General features: G+C 71.8%; 22 protein-coding genes and 2 pseudogenes. 13 read left to right on the top strand and 11 right to left on the bottom strand.

Annotation, left to right across the window (positions count from 1 at the left end):
* Window positions 1-4: 4 nt before the first annotated feature.
* Window positions 5-910: a transcriptional regulator CynR gene (gene cynR, locus ACO0M4_RS16245; RefSeq protein WP_430370927.1), complete on the bottom strand. Its 906-nt coding sequence runs from the start codon at window positions 908-910 to the stop codon at window positions 5-7.
* A gap of 139 nt (window positions 911-1049) precedes the next feature.
* Here cynR and ACO0M4_RS16250 point away from each other — a divergent pair, with 139 nt between their 5' ends.
* The 3 genes from ACO0M4_RS16250 to ACO0M4_RS16260 all read left to right on the top strand — a co-directional run bounded on the left by ACO0M4_RS16250 (window position 1050) and on the right by ACO0M4_RS16260 (window position 2794).
* On the top strand, window positions 1050-1667 hold the full coding sequence (locus ACO0M4_RS16250; RefSeq protein ID WP_430370928.1) for a carbonic anhydrase: 618 nt from the start codon (window positions 1050-1052) through the stop codon (window positions 1665-1667).
* 87 nt (window positions 1668-1754) lie between these two features.
* Window positions 1755-2249 carry a cyanase gene (cynS, locus tag ACO0M4_RS16255; RefSeq protein WP_430370929.1) on the top strand — a complete coding sequence of 165 codons (495 nt, stop codon included), beginning with the start codon at window positions 1755-1757 and terminating at the stop codon, window positions 2247-2249.
* A gap of 47 nt (window positions 2250-2296) precedes the next feature.
* Window positions 2297-2794 carry a nucleoside deaminase gene (locus tag ACO0M4_RS16260; protein WP_430370931.1) on the top strand — a complete coding sequence of 166 codons (498 nt, stop codon included), beginning with the start codon at window positions 2297-2299 and terminating at the stop codon, window positions 2792-2794.
* A 169-nt stretch (window positions 2795-2963) separates the two neighbouring features.
* Here ACO0M4_RS16260 and ACO0M4_RS16265 read toward each other — a convergent pair whose 3' ends face one another.
* Window positions 2964-3797: an oxidoreductase gene (locus tag ACO0M4_RS16265; protein ID WP_430370933.1), complete on the bottom strand. Its 834-nt coding sequence runs from the start codon at window positions 3795-3797 to the stop codon at window positions 2964-2966.
* Between the two features lie 513 nt (window positions 3798-4310).
* Between ACO0M4_RS16265 and argF the strand changes: the two genes are divergently transcribed.
* The gene (gene argF / locus ACO0M4_RS16270; protein WP_430370935.1) at window positions 4311-5303 is read left to right on the top strand and encodes an ornithine carbamoyltransferase; all 993 of its coding nucleotides are present in this window, start codon (window positions 4311-4313) and stop codon (window positions 5301-5303) included.
* Between the two features lie 47 nt (window positions 5304-5350).
* Here argF and ACO0M4_RS16275 read toward each other — a convergent pair whose 3' ends face one another.
* Both ACO0M4_RS16275 and ACO0M4_RS16280 read right to left on the bottom strand, forming a co-directional pair.
* Window positions 5351-5791, bottom strand: a complete 441-nt coding sequence (locus ACO0M4_RS16275; protein ID WP_430370937.1) for a tautomerase family protein — start codon at window positions 5789-5791, stop codon at window positions 5351-5353.
* 134 nt (window positions 5792-5925) lie between these two features.
* On the bottom strand, window positions 5926-7425 hold the full coding sequence (locus ACO0M4_RS16280; RefSeq protein WP_430370938.1) for a carboxylesterase/lipase family protein: 1500 nt from the start codon (window positions 7423-7425) through the stop codon (window positions 5926-5928).
* 178 nt (window positions 7426-7603) lie between these two features.
* Between ACO0M4_RS16280 and ACO0M4_RS16285 the strand changes: the two genes are divergently transcribed.
* The gene (locus tag ACO0M4_RS16285) at window positions 7604-8731 is read left to right on the top strand and encodes a DUF6183 family protein (protein ID WP_430370940.1); all 1128 of its coding nucleotides are present in this window, start codon (window positions 7604-7606) and stop codon (window positions 8729-8731) included.
* A gap of 59 nt (window positions 8732-8790) precedes the next feature.
* Here the strand turns inward: ACO0M4_RS16285 and ACO0M4_RS16290 are convergent, their stop codons facing one another.
* Both ACO0M4_RS16290 and ACO0M4_RS16295 read right to left on the bottom strand, forming a co-directional pair.
* Window positions 8791-9462, bottom strand: a complete 672-nt coding sequence (locus ACO0M4_RS16290) for a response regulator (RefSeq protein WP_430370941.1) — start codon at window positions 9460-9462, stop codon at window positions 8791-8793.
* 5 nt (window positions 9463-9467) lie between these two features.
* Window positions 9468-9842 carry a sensor histidine kinase gene (locus ACO0M4_RS16295; protein ID WP_430370943.1) on the bottom strand — a complete coding sequence of 125 codons (375 nt, stop codon included), beginning with the start codon at window positions 9840-9842 and terminating at the stop codon, window positions 9468-9470.
* Window positions 9843-10169: 327 nt separating this feature from the next.
* Here ACO0M4_RS16295 and ACO0M4_RS16300 point away from each other — a divergent pair, with 327 nt between their 5' ends.
* The 3 genes and pseudogenes from ACO0M4_RS16300 to ACO0M4_RS16310 all read left to right on the top strand — a co-directional run bounded on the left by ACO0M4_RS16300 (window position 10170) and on the right by ACO0M4_RS16310 (window position 11976).
* Window positions 10170-10727, top strand: a complete 558-nt coding sequence (locus ACO0M4_RS16300) for a GlcG/HbpS family heme-binding protein (RefSeq protein WP_430370945.1) — start codon at window positions 10170-10172, stop codon at window positions 10725-10727.
* Window positions 10728-10821: 94 nt separating this feature from the next.
* Window positions 10822-11034: pseudogene (locus ACO0M4_RS16305) on the top strand (BTAD domain-containing putative transcriptional regulator); the annotation flags it as partial.
* Between the two features lie 198 nt (window positions 11035-11232).
* Entirely contained in the window at window positions 11233-11976 is a 744-nt protein-coding gene (locus tag ACO0M4_RS16310; RefSeq protein ID WP_430371404.1) for an SDR family NAD(P)-dependent oxidoreductase, read from the top strand.
* A 62-nt stretch (window positions 11977-12038) separates the two neighbouring features.
* Here ACO0M4_RS16310 and ACO0M4_RS16315 read toward each other — a convergent pair whose 3' ends face one another.
* The 5 genes and pseudogenes from ACO0M4_RS16315 to ACO0M4_RS16335 form a co-directional block, all read right to left on the bottom strand.
* Window positions 12039-14039, bottom strand: a complete 2001-nt coding sequence (locus ACO0M4_RS16315; RefSeq protein WP_430370947.1) for a bifunctional serine/threonine-protein kinase/transporter substrate-binding domain-containing protein — start codon at window positions 14037-14039, stop codon at window positions 12039-12041.
* A gap of 197 nt (window positions 14040-14236) precedes the next feature.
* Window positions 14237-15316, bottom strand: coding sequence for a bile acid:sodium symporter family protein (locus ACO0M4_RS16320; protein ID WP_430370948.1), 1080 nt, complete (start codon window positions 15314-15316; stop codon window positions 14237-14239).
* A 118-nt stretch (window positions 15317-15434) separates the two neighbouring features.
* Window positions 15435-16298, bottom strand: a complete 864-nt coding sequence (locus ACO0M4_RS16325) for an isocitrate lyase/PEP mutase family protein (RefSeq protein ID WP_430370949.1) — start codon at window positions 16296-16298, stop codon at window positions 15435-15437.
* A 432-nt stretch (window positions 16299-16730) separates the two neighbouring features.
* Window positions 16731-17381, bottom strand: a pseudogene (locus ACO0M4_RS16330) (ABC transporter ATP-binding protein); the annotation flags it as partial.
* Window positions 17382-17526: 145 nt separating this feature from the next.
* Entirely contained in the window at window positions 17527-19071 is a 1545-nt protein-coding gene (locus ACO0M4_RS16335; protein WP_430370951.1) for a protein kinase domain-containing protein, read from the bottom strand.
* Window positions 19072-19248: 177 nt separating this feature from the next.
* On the opposite strand from ACO0M4_RS16335, the gene ACO0M4_RS16340 reads away from it, so the two are divergent.
* The 5 genes from ACO0M4_RS16340 to ACO0M4_RS16360 all read left to right on the top strand — a co-directional run bounded on the left by ACO0M4_RS16340 (window position 19249) and on the right by ACO0M4_RS16360 (window position 23556).
* Window positions 19249-19806: a TetR/AcrR family transcriptional regulator gene (locus ACO0M4_RS16340; protein WP_390013898.1), complete on the top strand. Its 558-nt coding sequence runs from the start codon at window positions 19249-19251 to the stop codon at window positions 19804-19806.
* Between the two features lie 64 nt (window positions 19807-19870).
* Window positions 19871-20455: a TetR/AcrR family transcriptional regulator gene (locus tag ACO0M4_RS16345; protein ID WP_430370952.1), complete on the top strand. Its 585-nt coding sequence runs from the start codon at window positions 19871-19873 to the stop codon at window positions 20453-20455.
* 299 nt (window positions 20456-20754) lie between these two features.
* Window positions 20755-21849 carry an agmatine deiminase family protein gene (locus tag ACO0M4_RS16350; protein WP_430370953.1) on the top strand — a complete coding sequence of 365 codons (1095 nt, stop codon included), beginning with the start codon at window positions 20755-20757 and terminating at the stop codon, window positions 21847-21849.
* 158 nt (window positions 21850-22007) lie between these two features.
* The gene (locus ACO0M4_RS16355; protein WP_430370954.1) at window positions 22008-23144 is read left to right on the top strand and encodes an agmatine deiminase family protein; all 1137 of its coding nucleotides are present in this window, start codon (window positions 22008-22010) and stop codon (window positions 23142-23144) included.
* Window positions 23145-23280: 136 nt separating this feature from the next.
* Entirely contained in the window at window positions 23281-23556 is a 276-nt protein-coding gene (locus tag ACO0M4_RS16360; protein ID WP_430370955.1) for an aldo/keto reductase, read from the top strand.
* The last annotated feature ends 281 nt before the right edge of the window (window positions 23557-23837 follow it).

The following is a 23837-nucleotide window of genomic DNA, read 5'->3' on the forward strand; positions in this document are numbered from 1 at the left end:
CGCGTCAGGCCGGCGCGTAACCACGACTGCGCACGAGCTCCCGGGCGAGGCGGGTGAAGGCGCGCACCGCGGCGCTCCGGTAGGCGTCGGTGCGGCGGAGCAGGGTGACGGTCCGGGTGGGGAGGGCAGGAGCGAGGGGCAGGGGGGTCAGATGGGGGTGGTCGTGCGTGATGGCGTCGGGGAGCACGGTCGCGAGTGACGTGCGTCGGACGATCTCGGTGAGCGCCTGGATGGAGTTGGCCTCCACCGCGATGCGCGGGCTGACGTGGTGCCGGGCGAAGTAGGCGTCGATATGCGTGCGGGTGGCGAAGTCGCCGCTGAGCAGGGCGAGTTGGCGGTCCGTGAGGGCGGTCACCGGCAGTGACTCCGGCTGGCCGCCGCCGGGACCGGGCGCGGCGGTCACCAGGCTCAGGGTCTCGGTGAACAGGGCGGCCGCCTCGATCCCGGCCAGGTGGGGGCCCGCGAACGCGATGCCGAGATCCAGCTCGTCGTCCAGCAGCGCCGTCTCGATGCGGTCCTGCGGCATCTCCCGGACCGCCAAGGTGACACCGGGGTGCCGCGCGTGGAGTTCGGCGGTGAGCGGACCGACGAGATAGGCGGTGAACGTCGGGGTGAGCCCCAGGCGCAGATGGCCGCGGGAGAGGTCCTGCACGTCATGGACGGCCCGCTCAGCGGCGGCCAGGTCGCGCAGGGCGTGCCGGGCGTGATGGGTGTACGCCTCGCCGGCGTCGGTGAGCCGCACCGTGCGACCGGTGCGGTCCAGCAGCTGCACTCCCACGGTCCGCTCCAACTGTTTGATCTGTTGGGAGAGGGTCGGCTGGGAGATGTGCAGGTCCTCGGCGGCACGGGTGAAGCTGCCGTGCTCCGCCACGGCGAGCAGATAGCGCAGATGACGCAGTTCCAGGGCCATGTCACCACTATAGAAGAAGCCATAGATGCGATCTATAGGAGACATGGCTAGCAGCTCTTGGACTCTATAGCGCCAGGTCGTGCATGGTGGATCTCGCCAGCCAATCCGGACCGGCCGGCACCGACCGAAGGGAACGACCATGCCTGACCTCGCCGAGCGCGTCGCGCGTTTCCAACGCGACGTCCACCCGGCCAAGGCCGATCTGTTCGGCCACCTGGCCAGCCACCACCAACCGCACACGCTCTTCATCGGCTGCTCCGACGCCCGCGTCGTCCCGGAACTGATCACGTCATGCGAGCCGGGCGAACTGTTCGTCGTCCGCACCGCCGGCAACCTCGTCCCCGCCTACGACCGCAGGTCCGGCGACGGGGTGACGGCCAGCATCGAGTACGCCGTCGCCGTACTCGGGGTCACGGACATCGTGGTGTGCGGACACTCGGCGTGCGGGGCGATGACCGCCCTCGCGGAAGACCATGACCTCTCTGGCACTCCCGCGATTGCCCACTGGTTGCACCATGCGGACGCCTCCCGGGCCCGCGCCACGGCCGCCGGGGACGCCGGGGGTGTGGCCGACCTGATACGGCAGAACGTCCGCGCGCAGCTGGCCAACCTGGTCACCCACCCCGCGGTCGCCCAGGCCCGCACCGAGAACGCGGTCCGCCTGCACGGCTGGGTCTACGACATCGCGACCGGTGCCGTGGAGCGAACCGAAGCACCACGCGAGGCGACCCCGCGCGACGCAACCCGCACCGCCTGACCCTCCTACCCCTCCTTCCCCCCTTCCCCCCTTCCCCCCTTCCGTTCCTCCTCCTCTTCTCCTCTCCTCCGAAAGGAAACCTCTCCCATGGCGGACGCCACGACCCCCACCACGCCCCACGCCCAGTTCCACCCCGCCGCCCGCCAGGCCCTCGCCAACGCCGCGGTCGAGGCCAAGACGCGCAAGAACCTCACCTGGCAGCAGATCGCCGATGCCGCCGAACTGTCGGTCGCCTTCGTCACCGCCGCCGTCCTCGGCCAGCACGCCCTGCCGGCCCGGTCCGCCCAGGCCGTCGCCGAACTGCTGGGTCTCGACGAGGACGCGGTGCTGCTGCTGCAGACCATCCCCACCCGCGGTTCGATCCCCGGCGGCATCCCCACCGACCCGACCATCTACCGCTTCTACGAGATGCTCCAGGTCTACGGCACCACTCTCAAGGCCCTGGTCCACGAGCAGTTCGGGGACGGCATCATCAGCGCGATCAACTTCAAGCTGGACGTGAAGAAGGTCGCCGACCCCGAGGGCGGCGAACGCGCCGTCATCACCCTGGATGGCAAGTACCTGCCGACCAAGCCCTTCTGACCCCGGCCAGCGACCCACCCGTCCCCATCCGAAGGAAGCCCCACCCCATGGACTTCGTCCAACGCACCGTCGACCTCGCCCGCCAGAACGTCATCGAGGGCGGCCGCCCCTTCGCCACCGTCATCGTCAAGGACGGCAAGATCCTGGCCGAAAGCCCCAACAGGGTCGTCCAGACCAACGACCCCACCGCGCACGCCGAAGTCCTCGCCATCCGCGAGGCGTGCACGAAGCTGGGCACCGAGCACCTGACCGGCACCACCATCTACGTCCTCGCCCACCCCTGCCCGATGTGCCTGGGCGCGCTGTACTACTGCTCCCCGGACGAGGTCGTCTTCCTCACCACACGCGACGCCTACGAGCCGCACTACGTAGACGACCGCAAGTACTTCGAACTCGCCACCTTCTACGACGAGTTCGCCAAGGACTGGGACCAGCGCCGCCTGCCGATGCGCTACGCACCGAGCGACGCGGCAGTGGACGTCTACCGCTTCTGGCAGGAGAACAACGGCGGCGAGCGCCATGCAACCGCGGTGCCCGGCCAGTAGGGCCGTTCCGCCCCACCCGCCCACCCGCCCGCCCGGCGGCTACGGCGCGCTCCTCAGCGCGCGGCAGCCGCCGGGCGTCGGGCGTCGGGCAGTGCGCCGCAGCGCTCCCCGTACAGGCCGACCGCACTGCACTGCACCGCACTGCACCGCACTGCACCGCACCGCACCGCTACGCGTCGAAGTCCGTGGACCGGATCAGCTTCTCCCACGTCGCCAACTCCGCACGGGAGTCGTCGAGATGGGCGGAGAGCGCATCGGCGGCGTCGTTGCCCAGCGGCAGGCGCAGCGGGGGGTGTTCGGCGTCGAGGGCGGTGAGGAGGGCGGCGGCGGCCCGGGCCGGATCGCCGGGCTGCTTGCCGTCACTCTCCGAGAGCGACGCCCGGACCGGGCCGACCGTCTCCTCGTAAGCAGGCAGGGCCGCGGAAAGCTGGAGGGCGCCGGCGCCCGCGAACCCGGTGCGGAACGCACCCGGTTCGACGATCAGCACCTTGATCCCCAGCGGCGCCACTTCGGCCGCGAGGGCCTCTGGCAGCCCCTCCAAGGCGAATTTCGACGCGCAGTAGGCGGAGACACCGGCGAACGCGAACCGGCCACCCATGCTGGTCATCTGCACGATCGCCCCCGACCGGCGGCGGCGCATGTGCGGCAGCACCGCCCGGGTCAGCGCAGCCGGTCCGAACAGGTGCAGGTCCATCACCTCGCGCAACTCCTGGTCGGTGGTCTCCTCGACCGCCCCGACGATGCCCCGGCCGGCGTTGTTGACCAGCACGTCGATCCGGCCGTGCCGCTCGACGATCTCCCGCACCGCGGTCCCGACGGCGGCGACATCGGTGACGTCCAGGGGCTGCGCCTCCACCTGCCCCGGGTGCGCCGTGACGAGATCGTCCAGTGCCGCGGTGCGCCGGGCCGCAGCCACCACGAGGTCACCTGCGGCGACCGCGGCCTCCACGATCGCCCGCCCGAAACCGCTGCTTGCCCCGGTCACCAGCCATACCCTGCTCATCCCTGTGCTCCCTCGCTCGCGCCTGGGCTCTTGCGGAACAAGCCTGCCGCGCCCGCCCGTTACCCGTCCAAGAGCTGTGGTGATAGCCGATGGTTATCACCGCGAAGGCGGTCGTGGCGGGGTGGGACGCGTTGGCTGGGGGGCAGGAGCTCAGTGGGCCGCGTGCAGGGCGTGCGCCGGTGCGGTGTGCCGGATCAGTTCGTCGACGGCGTCCCGGGCATCGCCCCGGCGCGCGAACGCGGCCCGCTGCCGTTGCGCACCACCCCCCGGCCTCCTCAAGAGCCGACCGGGTGGACGCGAAGAGGTCCCGCAGCAGAGCCGGGCACACGTCCGGGCCCGGGTCGCCCCTGCCGCCGGAACCTCGTCGATCTCCTGCGCCCCATCGTCGGGCCGCGGCCAAGGCCGTGCCACAGCGGTTCACCCGCCCGGGAGAAGCCGGGGTGCCCCGCCTGCCGCCGCCGTTCACACTGGTGGCGCAGTGTCCCGACCGTGCGAACGAACCCGGAGACCCCGATGCCCCACCCGATATCCGCGTCCGACGACGGCCGTCCCGCGGTGACCGGCAAGATCCCCGACTATCTGCTCCGGGTCAGTGACCTGGCCCCGGAGACCCTGGTCGAGCTACTGGACCTGGCGGCAGCGATGAAACAGGAACCGCTGGGCTGGGAGCGTGACCTGCGCGGCGGCGCCATCGGCTGCCTCTTCGAGAAGCCGTCCACCCGCACCCGCGTCTCGCTGGCCACCGCCGCGCACCGGCTGGGCATGACGGCCATCGTCCTGAACCGGGACGAGATGCAGCTCGGCCACGGCGAGACCGTCGCCGACACCGCCCGCGTCCTGTCGTCCTACCTCGACGCCGTCACGGTGCGCACCTTCGACCACGCCACGGTCGAGCAGATGGCCGAAGCCGCGACGATCCCGGTCGTCAACGCCCTGTCCAACACCCACCACCCGTGCCAGTCCCTGGCCGACCTCCTCGCGCTGCGGGAGCACTTCGGCAGCCTGGCCGGCCTGACCGCGGCCTTCCTCGGCGACGGCACGAGCAACACCTGCAACTCGTTCCTCGCGGCCTGTGCGGCGACCGGGATGCACCTCACCATCGCCAGTCCGCCCGGGTACCCGACGGATCCGGACATCCTCGGCGAGGCCCGTGAAGTGATAGCCCAGACCGGTGGTTCGGTCGCGCTCACCACCGAGCCCGTCGACGCCGTCCGCACCGCACAGGCCGTCTACGCCGAGGTGTGGGTGCCCATGGACAAGCCGCACGAACGCGATGAACGCGCCGAGCGCCTGGCCTCCTACCGGGTGGACGACGCCCTGCTGGCCCACGCTCCGCGCGAGGCGGTGGCCCTGCACTGCCTCCCCGCCGTCCGCGGCGAGGAGATCACCTCGGACGTGCTCGATGGCCCCCGGTCCCTGGTCTGGAACCAAGCGGCCAACCGCCTCCCCACGGCCCAGGCGGTGCTCCACACCCTCATCACCACCAACCGCCAGCGGATCGCCTGACCTTCGGGCCCGCAGCAGGGGAACGCGCCACGACGCGCGTCAAGCCCTCAGCGTGCCGCCTCGGACGCGTCGGAATCGGACGCCTCGGAGCCGGGCGTGCCGGAGAGTGCGGCGTACTGGGCCACCCCGTTGCCGAGCGACCAGTCGATCGAGTCGTTCTCGGTCAGGAGGACGAACACGTTCCGTGGCTCGGTCCCCGCGTACTCCCGGGCGAGTTCGGCGATCCGCCGGTAGAGCGCCTGCTTCTGCTCGGGTGTGCGTCCGGCGCGCAGGGTGATCGCGACGTACACGATGTCGTCGTCGCGCTGCACGCCGAGGTAATTGCCGTAGCGCAGCGTGCTGTTGACGCCGTCGTGGCCGACCAGGACCTGGAACCGGTCCTCCGGCGGGATGCCGATCGTCTCGATCAGGGCGTCGTGCACGGCTCGGCTGAGCGCGTCGAGCCGCGCGCCGTCGGCCCGCAGTGCATCGATGCGAACGAAGGGCATGTCGGGGTCTCCTCGCGGGGTCGGGGTCGGGGTCGGGGTACGGGGTCGAGTGGCATCGGTGTGTCGGGCGACTGGCGGATGCCTCGGCCATGAACGTACATACTAGTAGGTACAGTCGTGAGGTGTTGGTGGCCTCAGTGCTCCGGCGTGAGCGTGAAGGGGGTCGGGGGCCGGCCGTCCCAGATGAGGCGGGAGGACCGCTCCGGGTAGGGCACGGTCGCCGATGTGACGTCCAGGACGCGGGTGAGCCGCTGGTCGGGGCGGTGGGCGGCCCATCCGGGATCCCCGGTGGTGGCGAAACGGACCCATGCCCGCTGGAGTTCCCGCGACACCGCGACGGCCTCCGGGGCGGGCGGATCGCCGAAGAGTTGGCTGCCGGTGGGGCTGTCCAGCGTGCCGAACGCCAACGGGACATCGAGGCTGTGGCAGGCGCCCAGGGCCCCACCGAGCCCCGGGGAGGTCAGTGCCAGCTCGAACAGGAACGAGGTGCCGCCGGCTGCGGCGTTCGCCTCGGCCAGGTGCAGTGACGGCATCCGGAACAGGGCGTCGGAGTACACCGTTTCCAGCAATTCCTCGGCGGTGGCCTGGGCGTGGGCGGCGCGGTAGGCCGCCGCGCCGCCCGGAGCCGGAGCGAACAGGTCCAGGGCGGTTCGGGAGTCCTGCTCGGTGAACCGGCCCAGCCGCCCGCTCAGGACGCTGAACAGCCGGAATTCCTGGCGGGTATGGCCGACGAGCAGTTCGATCCCGTCGGCGCTGCCGTCGGCCAGTGCGGACCAGGGTGTCGCGGAGAGGACCTGGCCGTCCACGACCGGGCACACGGCGACACCCGTCTGGGCGAGCCGTCCCCACCGCTCGCGGTGGCCGGGGGACTCGGCGCCGAGGGCGGTGACCGCCTCGGCCAGGCGGGCGGGCGGGACGTCGGCGAGGGCCGCGGCGGTGGGCGTCGTGCCGAGCCGGTCCGCGAGCGCGCGGGTGACCTGTTCCGCCAGGGCGCGGGTGCAGAAGTTGCCCGGTACCGAGTGGGTGATGGCGCGTCGGAACAGGCCGCGCACCGGTTTCATCGTCAGCAGCGCGGCGATCGAGCCGGCTCCGGCGGACTGTCCGGCGACGGTGACGTGGTCGGGGTCGCCGCCGAAGGCGGCGATGTTCCGCCGCACCCAGTGCAACGCCGCGATCTGGTCCAGGAACCCGCGGTTGGCCGGGGCGCCGTCGATGAGCGCGAAACCCTCCGCGCCCACCCGGTAGTTGATGCTGACCACGACGAGGCCCGCCTCGGCGAGCGCCGCCGGATCGTACATCGGGTCACTGGCGGCCCCCGCGATGTAGGCGCCGCCGTGGATCCACACCAGTACCGGGAGGCCCGCCGCACCCGGATCCGGCGTGCAGACGTTGAGCGTCAGCCAATTGGTGTCCGCCGACGCGCCGGTCGGGGCCGGCCCGGACTGCGGTGCCACCGGCCCGAACGTCGTCGCCTGGCGGACCCCGGTCCAGCGCGGAGGGCGGGCGGGTGCGGCGAAGCGGAGCGTTCCCACGGGTGGTGGTGCGTAGGGGAGGCCGCGGAACTCCGCGTTCCGTTGTCGCCGGCGTCCCAGCACCACCCCCTCCGCGGTGCGGACCCTTGGTTGTTCAGGCATGTGTCATGTCCCTTCCTGCGTGGGCCTCCAGCGTTATCGGTCAGCTGTATTATGTCAACTGTATGAAAAAGAAGACGGGTTGTTCGCCGGGCAGGCGTCGCGGACCGGGGCGGGCGAGACGGCGGACGGCGATGAGCGACGTCCTCAAGGCTTTTGGGCACGCATAGGGTGACCCCCTGTGAACCACGCACAGGACCTTGCCGACGACGAACTCGGAAGCCTCGTCTGGGAAAAGACGGCGCGGACCGCGTCCCCGGACGATGCCGGATACCTGCGGGAGCTGGGGTCGCTGCTGACCGATCGGCACGCCGACGCGGTGGAGCGCGTCCGGGCGTACGAGCGCAGCCTGGCCCACGTCGTCCGTACCCTCGCGCTCAGCCCCGGCCGGGACAATGTTGTGCAGCTGCTCCACCTCCTCGACGAACAGCGCACCTCCACCGCGCACGCCGGCCTCCGGATACCCGCCGTCGCCTCGCTCCTGGCCGAGGGCCAGCGGGTCGCCGACCTCGCCGCGGAGGTCTTCGACCGGCGCGGACACGGCCGGTCCGAGGAACTGCGCTCCTGCCTGTTCCACGAACTGGTGCTCCGCGGTGTGGACATCGACGACTTCCCGCCCCTGCGGTACTGGCCCCTCGTGCGGCCCGCCTGGCACGCGTTGAGCTGGCTGCCGGTGGACCGCCGCCCGTTCGAGTCCGATGCCGACTTCCCGAGCCGCTCTGTCCGCGGCGGCGCCAAAGGAACGGACACCGGATTGCCCACCGAGGGACGCACGGACCCGCCGACGCCCCGTACGACCGTGCGCTCCGCACTCCAGGACAGCGCCACCGCGGAGGTGCACCAGGACGTCGTCTCCGCCGTGACGGCCGGTGGTTGGGGCGACGCCGACGCATGGGTCTTCATCCTCGACGAGCCCACCGCACCCGAGGACGTGCCCGCCCTGCTCCCCACCCTCCCCATGGCCTGCCTCGACGGGCTCGGCCCCACCGACCGCTTCGAGATCGCGCAGCGGCCCCTCGACGCCATCTGGAGCCTGCTCTTCGCCACCGCGTCGATGGGCGGCATGTACAGCGACGGCGCGCACGGCGCCTACGGTCGGCTCGCGGCATGGCGGTCCTTGCGCGGTCTGACGGGAGCGCCACGGGGCAGCAGCGCGGCAGACGTCGAACGACGTGCCCTGCACGGCACGTGGTTCCAATTCCTGGCCGACGCCGAGTGGTTCCACAACGAGATCTACGACTACGGCGTCGCCTGCCTCTCCCCGGACCGACGCCGACTCGCGGTGCTCACCGCGACCGACACCGACTGACGCCCGCGGCGGGGTCGCGCGGCGCGCCTCCCGAGGGCGGGGCGACCGACCGTGCCGGTTCAGGGAATCAGCCGCTGCTCCTTGGCCGCCGCGACCGCGCCCGCACGGGTCTCGACGCCGAGCTTGGCGTAGATGCGGACCAGGTGGGTCTTGACGGTGGCCTCGCTGATGAACAGGGCGCGGGCGATCTCGCGGTTGCCGAGTCCGCGGGCGAGCTGGCCGAGGATGTCCAACTGGCGCTCGGTGAGGGCGGCATGGGGCTTCCGTACGCGTTCCATCACGCGGTTCGCCGCCAGGGCGGAGAGCACGGCCCGCCCCTCCGCGGCGGCGGCGATCGCGGCGAACAACTCCTCGGGCCGTTCGGCCTTGAGGAGGTAGCCGGTCGCGCCGACCTGGACGGCACGGGTGACGTCGGCATCGGTGTCGTACGTGGTGAGGACCAGGACACGGGTGCCGGGTACCTCGGCGACGATACGGCGGGTGGCTTCGACCCCGTCGATGCCGGCGCCGAGGCTGAGGTCCATGAGCACCACGTCGGGCCGCTGCCGGGCGGCGACGGCCAGGGCTTCCTCGCCGGTGGCCGCCTCGCCGACGACCTCGATGCCCGGGTCGGCGGAGAGCAGGGCGCGCAGACCGGCCCGGACCACGGCGTGGTCGTCGCACAGCAGCAGGCGCACCCGCCGGCCGGGCGCGCCGCCGGGGACGTCGGGGGAGTGGGGGGTACGGGACATGCGGGTCACTCCTCGTCCGGGTCGATGCCCGGGCCGCTCGCCCGGAGCGGAACCGCCGCGGAGACGACCGTCCCCTCCCCGGGATGGGACTCGATGGTCAGTGTGCCGTCCAGCTGCCGCAACCGGACCTCCATGGCGCGCAGCCCGTGGCCGCGATGCGGCGCCGCCCCCGGTGCGTTCTCCTGGCCCGGGGTGAAGCCGCAGCCGTTGTCGGCGATGTCGAGGACCACGTCCTCGCCGAGGTAGCTGAGGGTCAGGACGGCATCGCTGGCGTGCGCGTGTTCGCGGACGTTGGCGACGGCGCCCTGGGCCACCCGGAGCAGACCCGCCTCGACGGCCGGTGGCAGGGGAACGGGATCGCCGTCGATCCGGAAGTGCACGGCCGGGCCCCCGCCCGGCGACTCCGTCGCGGCCCCCGCGGTGGCCGTGCCGGCGGCGGTCTCGCGGCGGGGTCCGTCCGCGGTAGGCCGTCCGCCGCCCGGGTCCGGCCACCGCTCACGTGCTTCACGTCCATCCTTGATTCGTAGCCTGGTTTCCGGCCCACGCCCGTCAACCGATCGGTTGACACCGACGTCATCCATCATGCTCCGCGACGCCATCCGCTCCGAGGACCGCTGCCCGCCCGGGGCCGCCAAGGATGGAAACACCGCAACCGCTGCGGACCACGGGGCCACCCGGCCCCCGGTCGACGAAGAGGAGCACATCCCATGCAGATGCCGTCCACCCGTACCCGGGTCATCGCCGGCGCGGCCGTGCTGGCCGCCGTCGGGGTGACCGCCGTCGGCGCGGTCGCCGTCGCGGCCCCGGACGACGCCAGCCGCAGTGGTGCGGCCACCGCAGCCCAGGCGCAGTCCCAGAACGTCGTCGCCACCGACCACCTGACCATCGCCGCGGCGGCCAAGGCGGCCCAGGCCGCGCTGTCCGCAGCGGAGAAGGCCAACCAGCACGTGTCGGTGTCCGTGGTCGACCGCAACGGCAACACCGTCGTCACGCTGCGCGGCGACGGTGCCGGCCCGCAGTCGTACAAGGCGGCGGAGGAGAAGGCGTTCACCTCGGTGTCCTGGAACGCGCCCACCTCGGCCCTGGTCAAGCGCCTGGAGCAGGCACCCACCCTGAAGGACATTCCGGGCACGCTGTTCCTCGCCGGCGGCGCCCCCGTCCAGGCCAAGGGCGCCCCGATCGCGGGCATCGGTGTCGCGGGCGCGCCCAGCGGTGACCTGGACGAGCAGTTCGCCCAGGCCGGCGTCGCCGCGCTGAACGGCTGACCCGAACCCGCCGACCGGCGGGCCGACGGTGTCGACGCAGCCTCCACGGCACCCCCGATATCCTGGGCTTTCCTCCTCAGTGCCCCGACTTCGGGTGCCACCGGAAACCCTCCTGGACTCCCAGCGGTTCGAGGAACTGCTGACGCTGGCGTGGGAGCAGCGCGACCCCGCCGGCGCCGTGCGGATGCTCAACGCGGCGCTGTCGCTCTGGCAGGGCCCGGCGCTCACCGGCGCCTTCACCGGCCCACCGCTCCAGGCGGCCGCGCACGCGCTGGAGGAGTCACGGCCGGCGGCAGTCGAGCAACTGGCCCGCGCGTACGCGGAGTCGGTCGTCACCGGCCCGCTCGACAACCGGGGCGGCTTCCGCTCGCGGACCCACGGACCCACGGACCCACGGACCCGCCAGCGGAAGCCGCCCCGGGCTTCCGTCCCGTGGCGTGGCGTGCAAGGGTGTCGAGCAAGGTCGTCGCGGCCGTCGCGACGCCCGACCGCTGGAGGACGCCCGATGAAGGGGAACCGGACCGTACTGGTGACGGGAGCCGCGCGCGGCATCGGCCGCGCGATCGCCACGGCCTTCGCCGCCGACGGCGACCGGGTCGCCCTGCACTACGCCTCCCGCCGGGAGGCCGCCGAGGACGCCCTGCACGCCCTGGAGGGCAGCGGCCACGTCCTGGTGCAGGGAGACATCAGCACCCCGGACGGTGCGGCCGCGGTGGTCGCCGCGGCCGTCGACGCGCTCGGCCCGCTCGACGTGCTGGTCAACAACGCGGCGGCGAACGTCGAGCACCCACTGGACCGCACCTCCTTCGAGGACTGGCAGGACGCCTGGCGGCGCGTCGTCGACGTGAACCTGCTGGGCACGGCCCACGTCACCTACTGCGCGGCCCGCAACATGATCGACCACGGGACCAAGGGCCGGATCGTCAACATCGGTTCCCGCGGCGCCTTCAAGGGCGAGCCCGACCATCCCGCCTACGGGGCGACGAAGGCCGCCGTGCACGCACTGGGCCAGTCACTCGCCGTCTCCCTCGCCCCCCACGGCATCGCGGTCGCCTCCGTCGCCCCCGGCTTCGTCGCCACCGAACGGGTCACCGACCGGATCACCGAGACCGTGCAGCAGCAGAGCCCGTTCGGACGGGTCGCTGCGCCCGAGGAGATCGCCGCCGCCGTTATGTACCTCGCCTCACCGGAGGCGGGCTGGTCCTCGGGCGCCGTGCTCGACGTCAACGGGGCGTCATACCTGCGGTGAATCCGTCGGGCTGCTGCCGCTGACCCGGGCCGGGCGCCGCCGACGCCCGCCCCCGCGTCGTCCTACCGGCCCCCGTTGACGACCGCACGCTCCACCGCGCCGCCCTCGACGGACCACTTCTTGAGGATCTTCGCGTACTCGCCGGTCTTGATGACGTGGTCGAGGGCCTGCCGCATGGCGTCGCGCAGGGCCGGGTTGGTCTTGGCGACCGCAATGCCAAGGGGCTGCGGGTCGATCTGTACGCCGATGAGCGCGAGGGCGCCGCCGCCTGAACCGGTCGCCACGGTATAGGCCGCGACCGGGAAGTCGTCTAGGCAGGCCACGGACCGGTTCTGGGCGACGTCGTCGTAGACCTCGGCCGGTGAGTCGAAGGTGTGGACCTTGACCTGCGCGGGGACCTTCCGGTTCAGCTCGTCCAGATAGCTCTGGGCCAACGTGCCGCGCTGGACGGCGACCGGCTTGCCGGACAGGTCCTCGGGTCTCTTGACACCCTCCGGGTTGCCCTTGCGGACGACGAGCGTCAGCCCGGACCTGAAGTAGTCGATCAGGTCGACGCCGCCGACGGTCTTCCCAGCGCCCGCGCGCCCGTCCTGCCGGTTCTTGGTGTCGGTCAGCGCCGACATCGCCAGGTCGAAGCGGTTCGCGTTCAGTCCGGCGAGGAGAGCGTCGAAGGTGGCGTTCTGGAACTCGCAGCGCACCCCGAGCGCACGGCCGAGGGCGTCGGCGAGGTCGACGTCGAGACCGGCGGGCGCGCCCGCCTTGAGGAACTCCATCGGCGCGTAGGCGAGGTCCGAGCCGATGGTGACGATGCCCTTGTCGCGTATCGCCTGCGGCAACAGGGTGGACGGCTTCGTGCTGCTGCTGGGCCCGACGCCGGCGCCCGTGCCGCCGCTGTGGCCGTTCGCACCGTCCGGCCACAGCGTCCAGGCGAGCGCCCCGCCGCCGGCCACGACCCCGACGGCGGACAGGGCGGCGAGCACCCCGCGTCGACTCGGGCCCGGGGACGCGGGCTGCCCGGGTGGGGGCGGTGGCGCAGTGGCGAGGTCGGAGCGGTACGGGCCCTGGGGCGGAGCGGTGGGCAGCGGGGGCGCCGGGCTGGCCGCCATCGTGCGGGTCTGCAGTCCATCGAAGGCGACGTTGGCGGGTCCCTCGACCGGGGGGTGCGGCACAGCCTCCCCGGACCTGGGGTCGCCGAGCTGTGTGGACAGTCGGCGTAGCTGCAGGGCGAGGGGCTCCGGCAGCCAGTCGTGGTACGGGCCGGGGGCGCCCATCCGCGCCACGAGGGCGGGCAGCGTGGGCCGCCGCATCGGATCCTTCGCCAGACATGACCCGGCCAACTCCGAGAGGCCGTCCGGGAGTTCGCCGAACTGCGGCTCCTCGTGCACGGTGCGGTACATCAGGATCTGCGGCTCGGCGTTCCCGTACGGGCCGTCGCCGGTCACCGCGAAGACGATCACTCCGCCGAGCGCGAAGATGTCCGCCGCCCCCGTGATCCGGGCGCCCGTCATCGAGAGTTGTTCGGGGGCCATGAACCCCGGGGTGCCGAGGGCGGTGCCGGTCATCGTCAGAGCGGTGTCCGCGGCGGAGTGCGCGATGCCGAAGTCGATGACGCGCGGGCCGGTGGCGGTGAGCAGGATGTTGGACGGCTTGAGGTCGCGGTGCACCAGGCCATGCGCATGCACCGCCGTCAGCGCGTGCAGCAATCCGGCCGTCAGCAGCCGCACCGTCCGCGCGGGCAGCGGCCCGTGGTCGTGCACGGCGGCGCTCAGCGGGACGCCCGGCACGTACTCGGTCGCCATCCACGGCACGTCGTCGTGCGGCGCGGCCTCGACCACCGGCGCCACGAACGGTCCGCCCACCCGCTGGGCCGCGGCCACCTCACGGGCGAAGCGGGTGCGGAAGCCGCGGTCGTCGGCGAGTTCGGAGCGCGCGGTCTTCACCGCCACCGTCCGCCCGTCGCTCGCGCGACCGAGGTAGACCCGCCCCATGCCGCCGCCTCCGAGCAGCCCGATCACCCGGAACGGTCCGATCTGCCGTGGATCGTTCTTCGCCAGCGGTTCCACCCGTACCCCCACCCGTGCCTGCAGTTGAGTACCGCAGTATTCCGTACGCGCATCCGCGCGTTGGCGCAGGCCGGGTATGGGGCGTGCAACAGCCCTGATGGCTACGTGTGACGGGGCCGGGGTCGGGTCCGTGTCTGCGCCTGTGCCTGAGGATGAGGCTGTGTCTGTGCCTGGGCTGCGTCTGTGCGGGGCCGGGCCTACCTCGTCGTGCCGGGGATGCCAGGCTCATGCTGCCCGGTGGGGGCCGGGGTTGGGGATGGGGGCTCGGTGGGCGGTGCGGTCGACGGGGCGGGCCGGCGCCGGGCGAGGTAGGCGCAGAGCACGAGTTGGAGGGTGTGGTAGAGCATCAGGGGCAGGACCGTGATCCCGATCCGATCCGGTGGGAACAGCACGGTGGCCATCGGCAACCCGCTGGCCAGGCTCTTGTTGGAACCGCAGAAGACGGCCGTGATCCGGTCGGCGCGCGACAGTCCGATCAGGCGGGCGGTGCCGTGGGCGGCGGACAGGGCGAGGGCCAACAGCAGTGCGCAGACCCCGGCCAGGAGCAGCAGCCGGAAGGGCGGGATGCGGTGCCAGATCCCGGCGGTCATACCGTGGCTGAACGCCGAGTAGACCACGAGCAGGATCGAACCGCGGTCGCAGAGGGTGGTCAGGGCCCGGTGCCGGCCCAACCAGTCGGCGATCCAACGCCGCAACGCCTGTCCGGCCAGGAAGGGCAACAGGAGTTGGACCGCGATGTCGGTGAGTTGGGACGGGGTGATGGGGACGTCGCCGGGCCCGGCACCGGTCCGCCGCAGCAAGGTGACCGCCAGCAGCGGGGTGAGCACCACGCCGAGGACGGTGGAGAACGACGCCGCGCAGATGGCCGCGGCCACGTTGCCGCGCGCCATGGAGGTGAAGGCGATGGCGGACTGGACGGTGGAGGGCAGCACGGTCAGGAAGAGGACACCGGCGGCCAGTTCGGGGCTGAGCAGGCCGGGCGGCAGCAGCCCGACCGCCAGGCCCGCCACCGGGAAGGCGACGAACGTGAGGGCGAGGACGGGGAGGTGCAGTCGCCAGTGCCGTACGCCGTCGAGGGCGGCCTGCGGCGAGAGTCGGGCACCGTAGAGGAAGAAGAGCAGTCCGACCGCCAGGCGGGCGGTGAACGAGACGCCGTCGGCGGCGGCCCCGTTAGCCGGGGCGAGTGCGGCCAGGCCGATGACGCCGAACAGCGCGACGATGTACCAGTCGACGCGGCGCAGCACCCGGCGCGCGGCGCCGGGGGAGTGGTGCGGCACGGATTCCTCCGGAGGGCGGGGGCGGGGGAGACGTGCGGGGGAGAGCAGGGGCCGCGCCGTGCGGCCGCCGCCGGCGGGGATGGCGGCGCGGCCCCTGCGCAGATGCGGAAGCCGGGCGTCAGCGCGCGGCGTCGACCGGGATGCGGTCGTGGTGGCGGCTGATGTTCTGCTCCAGCAGTGCCAGGCACTCGGTGACGCCCACGGCGTCGGGGGTGTGCTCCGGCAGACGGCCGTCAGCCCGCTTCAGGTCGCCCAGCGCCCGGTCGATGGCGGTCTGGGCGGCGAAGAGGCAGGGGGTGCTGTAGATGGCGACGTCGACGCCGAGTTGGTGCAGCTCGGTCAGCGAGAGTCGGGGTGACTTGCCGCCCGCGATCTGGTTGAACAGCAGTGGCTTGTCGTCGATGACGTGGCGCACCTTGTGGATCCAGTCGACGCTGCGCACGCCGTCCACCAGGATCACGTCGGCGTCGGTCGCGGCCAGTGCCTTGGCGCGGCGCAGGATCTCCTCTTCCTCGGTGGCGTCGGTGCGGGCGACGACTAGCAGGTCCCGGCGCGACCGGAGGACCAGGTCGAGTTTGGCGAGGTACTCCTCCAGCGGTAGGACCTGTTTGCCGTCGACGTGGCCGCAGCGCCGGGGACGTTGCTGGTCCTCCAGGATGACGCCGGAGGCACCGATGGACTCCAACTGCTGGACGACGTGGCACGCGGTCTCCGGGTCGACGTAGCCGTCGTCGATGTCCACGAGCAGGTGCTGCCGGGGGAAGGCCAGCCGGAGCCGCTGCACGAAGGCGACGATGTCGGGCCAGGCGATGAACCCGATGTCCGGTAAGCCGTAGTGGGACGCCGCGAAGCCGAAGCCGGAGACGAACATCCCGTCGTAGTGGCGCGCCGCCAGGGACGCGGAGAACATGTCGAAGACGCCGATCAGCGGGGTGGTGCCGGCCGCCTCTATCGCGGCTCTTAATCGGTCGGGGTGGTTCACGGTACCCTCCGATGCGTGGTCGCGTGGACTGCGCGTCGCGGCCGACCGGTTGCCCGCCAGAGCTGGTGGTCGGTGCGACGCGTCACGGGCCAAGCAAATCGGGGGCACGCTTGAGTGGCGTGCCCCCGGTTTTGTCATGCGTGTGCTGACCCGTGCGGAGTGCGGTTGTCGCCCTCCGCGTCAGTAGGTTAGGAAAAGGATTGGTCATGTGACAACCACGAATTGGCAATGACTGCTGGTGGGCGTCGCTTTTGAGCCGTTCACGGACGGCGGGTGCGGGCCCGTGCGGCGGGCACGTCGAGGGCGGCGCAGCCACTCCGCACACGACCCACCAACGCCTCGTCCAGGCACAGCCGGTGTACGACGACGGACATCCACCGCGCACGAACTGGCTTGATGGGAAGCCTGAGAAGACCCACCACGGCAGAGGAATTACCGGCTCCGCCGGGCCGTGGCGATGGCCTGGGGATCCCATCCCGGACGGGGGACGGAGTCCAGCAGCAGCTGGGTGTAGGGGTGTTGGGGCGCGCCGAGGACGTCGGCGGTGCTGCCGGATTCGACGATCCGTCCTCGACACATGACGGCGACGTCGTCCGTGACGCAGCGCACCACCCCGAGGTCGTGGGTGATGAACAGGTAGCTGATGCCGGTCTGCTCGCGGATGTCGGCGAGCAGGTTGAGGATCTGTGCCTGCACCGAGACGTCGAGTGCGGCGACGGCCTCGTCCAGCACGAGGACGGCCGGTTCCACCGCCAGGGCCCGGGCGATGGCGACCCGCTGCCGCTGGCCGCCCGAGAGCTGGCGGGGCGGTGCGCCCGCGGCGCGGGTGCCCAGGCCGACCTGATCGAGGAGCTCGGCCAGACGGTGGGACGGGTCGGCCCGGGGAAAGTGGAGCCGCAGGGTCTCCCGCAGCGCCGCGTCGACGCTGACTCTCGGGTCGAGGGAGAGGTAGGGGTCCTGGAAGACCATCTGCACGTCCCGGGCGCGCGCCAGCCGGGCGGCCCGTCCGCGGGCCCGGCCTCCGCGCGCCCGGCCGCGCACCACGACCCGGCCGGCGTCCGCGCGTTCCAGGCCCACGACGATTCATCTGCCGGCCCAGGCTGAACACCACGTCGTCGGCGCTCAGCACGCCGCCAAATTCAGCCAATACATCGGGCATGTCTCCTGCGAACGCTGGCGGCGAGTGCCGATCAGCTGCCGGAGCCGTGACGGGGAGCGCCCGGAAGGATCAGGCGTCCTTGCCGTAGTGGCTGAGGGAGACGGTCACCGCACCGCCGCCGGGAACGGCTTCGACCAGTCGCACGATCATGATGTCCCGGCCGTTCGCGCTCCGGATGCAGAAGGGGTGCTGTTCTTCGAGCTCGCTGAACTTCAGCGAGGTGACCGGGCTGCTGTCGAGCCCCTTGAGACAGCCATCGGGAGTCAGGCTGTCGCCGGAAGCGACGAAGGCGTCGCTGTCGTCGGGGATCGTGAATGCGGTGGCCGTGCGCGACAGGTACCAGTCGACGCTGGACTCCGGAACGACCTTGCCGTTCTGCAGGTCGAACTCGTAACTCAGATCCGGCGAGGTCAGCTCCACGCCCGCATACCCGGGCCGGTATTCGTCTCCGGGTGCGTCCTGCGACTGCTCGGTCCCGGAGGGCGGTGCCGGATCTTCCGGGGGGTAGTCGAGGTAGTAGACCGCGCCGCCGCCCAGCAGCAGCGCGGCGATCGCCGTCAACACGATCCAGCGAACGGGTCTTCCGGCGCGCCGGGTCGGGGCCGGCGGCGAGGCGGGGCCGGGCACCTCGGCCCGCGGGAGGGGCACGGGTGTGGCGGTGACGGTGGGCTGCGCGTGCGGCGATGCGGGCGGCTCGGGCAGGTCGCCGTGGCGGGAGAGCTCCGTACGGACGGCGGTCGGCAGCCAGCCGTCGGTGAACCGCACCCTCGCGCCCACGGAAGGGTGGCGGCGCACGGCCTCGATCACGGCGCTGGTGGTGGGCCGTTCAGCGGGGTCCTTCGCCAGGCATTGCCCCAACAGGGCGTGCAGTTCGGCCGGTACGCGGGTGAGGTCGGGCTGTTCGTGGACCGCCCGGTACAGGGCCACGGATTCGGGACAGTCGCCGAAGGGGGGTGTGCCGCCGGCGGCGTACACCGCCAGCGCACCGAGCGCGAAGACATCGGTGGCCGATGTGGCGGGCTGCCCCAGGGCCTGCTCTGGCGCCATGAACGCGGGCGTGCCGATCCGCAGGCCGGCGCTGGTGAGCGCGACCGCGTCGGCGGCACGCGCGATGCCGAAGTCGATCACCCTGGGGCCGTCGGCGGTGACCAGTACGTTGGCCGGCTTGAGGTCGCGGTGGACCACGCCGGCGCCGTGGATCGACTGGAGGGCCTCCGCGACGCCGGCCATCAGCAGGAGCACGGTCTCCACCGGCAGCGGACCGTGCCGACGCGCCACCTCGTGCAGCGAGGGGGCGGGCACGTAGGCCGTCGCCAACCACGGCGTCACCGCGTCGACGCCGGCGTCGATGACCTGGGCGGTGTACAGGCCGTGGATACGCCGGGCGTTGGCCACCTCCTGCCCGAACCGGTGACGGAACTCGGGGTCCCCGGCGAGCTCCGGCCGTACCGTCTTGAGGGCCACCGGCCGGCCGCCCGGCGTGTACGCCAGATAGACATGCCCCATGCCGCCCGAGCCGAGCCGGGCGTGCAGTCGGTACCCGCCGATCTCCGCCGGATCGTCAGCGGTCAGAACCGCGAAGGAGGGCGACGCGCCGGGAGGCTCGGTGGTCATGCGGTGGCTCTTTCGGATGGAGGCGGCAAGCGCGGGCCGGCAGAAAGGCGGGGCAGCTGGCACGGCTCCGCGCCCCGACTCTAACTGAATTTTCAGTCAATTCATTCGCCCCGCAGGAAGCAGGCGCGAAAGGGCTGGTTAAGCTGGGCAATCGTGAGCGACCGTAGAACAGCGATCATGGAGGCGGCTGCGCGGGTCATCGCCCGGCGCGGGGTCCGCGGGCTGCGGGTCGAGGAGCTGGCCGCCGAGGCCGGGGTCTCCACCGCGCTCATCTACTACCACTTCAAGGACCGGGCCGGCATCCTGCGCCGGACCCTGGAGTTCATCAACGACCGCGCCGGGAGCTACACCACGGAGCGCGGCCCGGACGCCGCCCCCCTCGATCCCCGGCAAGAGCTGGAACAGACCCTGCTGTTGGAGCTCCAGGACGACGAGGCCGTCCGGGAGAACAGCACCGCATGGGGAGAGCTGCGCGCCAGCGCCATCTTCGAGCCCCACCTGCGGGAGGACCTGGCCAGGGCCACGCTGGTCTGGGTCCAGGAAATCGCCGATCTGCTCGGCCGGGTGCGCCCCATGGCGACCGCCGCAAGTCTGGCCATCGCCGCCGAGCGGCTGACGGCACTGGTGGAAGGGCTCAGCATGCGCTGGCTCAGCGGCATCCTGCCGCTGGAGCACGCCCGTGCACTGATGCGGGACGCCATCGACGCGGAGCTGGCGCGACTGGAGCGCCGGTAGGGCCCGGCGCCCGGCGTTGCCTTACCCGGAAACCCCAGTACACCCGAGTGGTTACTGTGCGAACGTGACTACCCGACGAGCCAAACTGCTGGAAGCGACCTGCCGAGTGATAGCCCTGCGGGGGGTCCGGGGGTTGCGGGTGGAAGACGTCGCCGCCGACGCGGGCGTGTCCAAGACGCTGATCTACTACCACTTCCGCGATCGCGCGGGCCTGGTCACCAGTGCCCTGGAGTACGTCAACGACCGGGCCGAGGGCTACGTGGGCAGCACGGGCGATGACCACGTCCCCGTCCGCGATCTGCTGCTCGGCCTCCTGGCGGCGGAGTTCCAGGACGACACCGCCGTACGGGAGAACTCCGCCGTGTGGGGCGAGGTGCGTGCGGCCGCGACCTTCGACGAAGGACTGCGGCCGACCCTCGCGTCACTGACCGAGCGCTGGCTCGTCGACATCGCCGAGCTGATCGCGGACGGGCAGGACGAGGGGAACATCCCCGAATCGGTCGACTCGCGGGCCGCCGCGGTCCGGCTGACCTCCCTGGTGGAAGGGTTGAGCGGGCGCTGGTTGGCCAGCCTGCTCACCACTGCCGAAGCCAGGGCGCATGTGGCCGCCGCGCTGGAGCGTGAGCTGGTCGGCGTCTCGCAGGGCTGAGTCCGGGGCGGCGCGCATACACGGGGACACGCGCGGCCCCGGGTTGACTGAAAATCCAGTCAGTGCCACAGTGTGAGACAAGGCGGCGCCGTGCCTCTGGCTCACGTCGGGCTCACGCACTGCGCCCCGCCTCGACTGCATGGAGGGGTGCGGGCGGCGTGACCGCCCCCGATCCCGCCGCACACGTCGTCGGTGTGAACGCCGCCGGGCGACGGCGAGGGGAAGTCCCGCCCCTAGGCAACCCAGGCCCCGACGGCCGACGGCCGCCCGAAGCAACGGATCCGATGTGGAGCCCCCCCATGAACGACCTCTCCGCGGGCAGGTGGCTGCTCGATGCCTTCCTCGGCCCGCGCCCGGCGCGCGGACCTTCCCCCGACGACGCGGGAGGTCTCCGGTGGCGGGTGCCCGCCGACGACGTTCCGCACACCCGGACCTGGATGTCCTGGCCGTCACGGAGGTCCATCTGGGGCCGCCAACTGGCAGGTGTTCAGCAGGACATCGCCCTCATCGCCCGCACGGTCGCAGCCTATGAACCCGTCCTCATGTGCGCGCCGGACGAAACCGCCGCGGCGGCCGCCCGGGCCGCCTGCGGCCCGGGGGTCACCGTCATCGACTCCATCCCCACGGACGATCTCTGGATGCGCGACACCTGCGCCGTATTCCGGCGTGACGGCCAGGGGAATCTCGACGCCATCAGCCTTCACTTCAACGGGTGGGGCGGAAAGCAGACGCACCGCGATGACGCCGAAGTCGCCTGGTGCGTTGCCGAATTCAACGGAATTCCCCTCAGCGAGGCGAATTTCGTCGGAGAAGGCGGATCGATCGAGACCGACGGCGACGGCACGGTGCTGGCCACCGAGAGCAGCCTGGTGAACAAGAACCGCAATCGCGGCATGAGCCGGGACAAGATCGAAGAAGAAGTCCTGGCCGCATACGGTGCCGAAAAGATGATCTGGGTTCCCGGCGTCCGCGGCCGGGACATCACCGACAACCACATCGACGTCACCTCCCGCTTCGTCGCTCCCGGCGTGGTCATGGTGCAGGTTCCCCCGGACGACCGGAACGACGTCTGGGCTCGGGACGCGCGGGAGCAGTACGCCGTTCTGTCGGCCGCGACCGATGCCAAGGGGCGGCGCCTCCAGGTGATCCGCGTGGACGGACCGGACACCGTGCGCTCGCGGAGCTCGGCGTTCGTGGATTCGTACCTCAACTTCCATCTCGTCAACGGCGCGGTCATCACGGCGCAATTCGGTGACCACCGGAAGGACGCCGCGGCGCGCCGGATCCTGGCCGAGGCGTTTTCCGGGCGCGAGGTCGTCCAGCTGGACGTCGACCGCCTCATGGGCGGCGGTGGTGGAATCCACTGCTCCACCATGCACGAACCCGTCCCGTAATCCCCGTCACCCACACGCCGCACCGATACGCGCCCTCCCGAACACGTCATAGTCGTCGGATGTTCTTTGCCCTCAGGGCTCGAATTTCAGGATGCTCACCCTCTCCTGAAATCAGGCTCGCCAGCTGAATTCCGGAGTTCTCTGTGTCCCATCCCGCCATGTCCCGCCGCAACGTCCTGCGCTCCTTTGCCGGCATCGGTGCCCTCGCCCTCGGAGCCGCGGCCTGCGGTCCGCGCGACACCCCGGCCGCACCCGCCCCCTCGTCGCCCTCCGGGACGAAGACGGGGCACCGGTTCGGTGCCGAGTGGGAGAGCCACACCCGCACCTTCATGTCCTGGCCGGCCCTGGAGTCGGTCTGGGGTGCTCAACTGCCGTCCGTACGGGACGACATCGCGCGGGTGGCCCGTGCCGTCGCGGAGTACGAACCCGTGGTCCTGATGGCCCGCTCGGAGCAGCAGGACGCGGCCCAACGGGCCTGCGGCTCCCAGGTCGAGGTGATCCCGCTGGGGGTGGACGACCTGTGGGCGCGCGACACCGTCCCCCTGTTCGTCGCGGAATCCGGGGGCATCCTGGGCGTCGACCTCAACTTCAGCGGCTGGGGCAACAAGCAGACGCACCGCAACGACGCCCAGGTCGGCCGCCTCCTGCTGGAGAAGTACGACATCCCGCGCGCCAAGGCCCCGCTGGTCGCCGAGGGCGGCTCCTTCGAGACGGACGGGGAGGGCACCTTGTTGATCACCGAGAGCTCGGTGGTCAACGAGAACCGCAACCCGGGGAAGAGCCGCGACCAGATCGAGGCCGAAATCAAGAGCAGTCTGGGCATCGAGAAGGTGATCTGGCTGGCCGGGGTGCGCGGCAAGGACATCACCGACGCGCACGTCGACAGCATCGCCCGGTTCACCGCGCCGGGTGTCGTCCTGGTGGACCGCGCCTTCCCCGACAGCCCCCCGGACGTCTGGTCCCGCGCGGCCGACCAGGCCCGGTCAGTGCTCAAGGACGCCACCGACGCTCGCGGCAAGTCCCTGGAGGTCGTCGACCTGCCCCAGCCCGACCTGGACAAGATCACCGGCCGGGGTGACGCCTTCGTCTCCACCTACGCGAACTTCTACGTGGCCAACGGTGCGGTGTTCATCCCCCGCTTCGGCGACGCCAAGGCCGACGATCGCGCGAAGGGCATCTTGCAGGACCAGTTCCCGCAGCGCGACATCGTGCAGGTGAAGATTGACACCATCGCCTCGGGCGGCGGCGGCATCCACTGCTCGACCCACGACCAACCAGGCAAGCCGGCCAAGTAGCACCCGCGAGGGCACAGCGTTACGGGCCGTGCCCGCTCCCCGACCGCACGCCTCCAGCAAGTGCTTTCGCGCATTCCGTAGTGCGGTTCGTGGGCCGCGCGCACCGGCGAACCGGTCCCGGTCGCGGCGTGACCCGGTGTGCGACTTCACCTCCGGACTCGCCGCCAACCTCCGCCTGGCCGACGCGCTACGGCCAGTCGCCGAGCGCCACGGCGCCACCGTTGCCGAGACCGCCGTTGCCTGGGCACTTGCCTGGCTCGGCGTCACCGGTGCCATCGTCGGCGCCCGCAAGACCACTCAGGTAGACGGCTGGATCGGCACCGGCTCGGTGCAACTGACGCCGGCCGACCTGGATGAGACCGCCGCGGCCATCACCACCTCCGGCGCCGGCACGGGCCCGGCCCGCCCCTGACCGCGCACTTCGCCACCGCCCACTTCCAACACACCAGCCAGGTGCTCGAACTCGCCCTCGCCGAGCCGATGACCGTACGGAAACTGGTGGCCGCCCCCGGCGACTGACGCCAGGCACCGGCCCCGGGTGCGCGGCGGCGTCCGGCCACCGTGTCCGACCGGGTCGGCAAGCCGTCCGTGACGATGTCGCCGTCGACGACGGGGTACCACGACCCCGACGGTCCGGCCGAAGACGCTTACGCCCATGGACGCTGTCCCCGGCTGGGCACCCCCGTCCCGGCC

The organism is Streptomyces sp. RGM 3693 (assembly GCF_050471125.1).
In the GTDB taxonomy this organism is placed as follows: Bacteria; Actinomycetota; Actinomycetes; order Streptomycetales; family Streptomycetaceae; genus Streptomyces.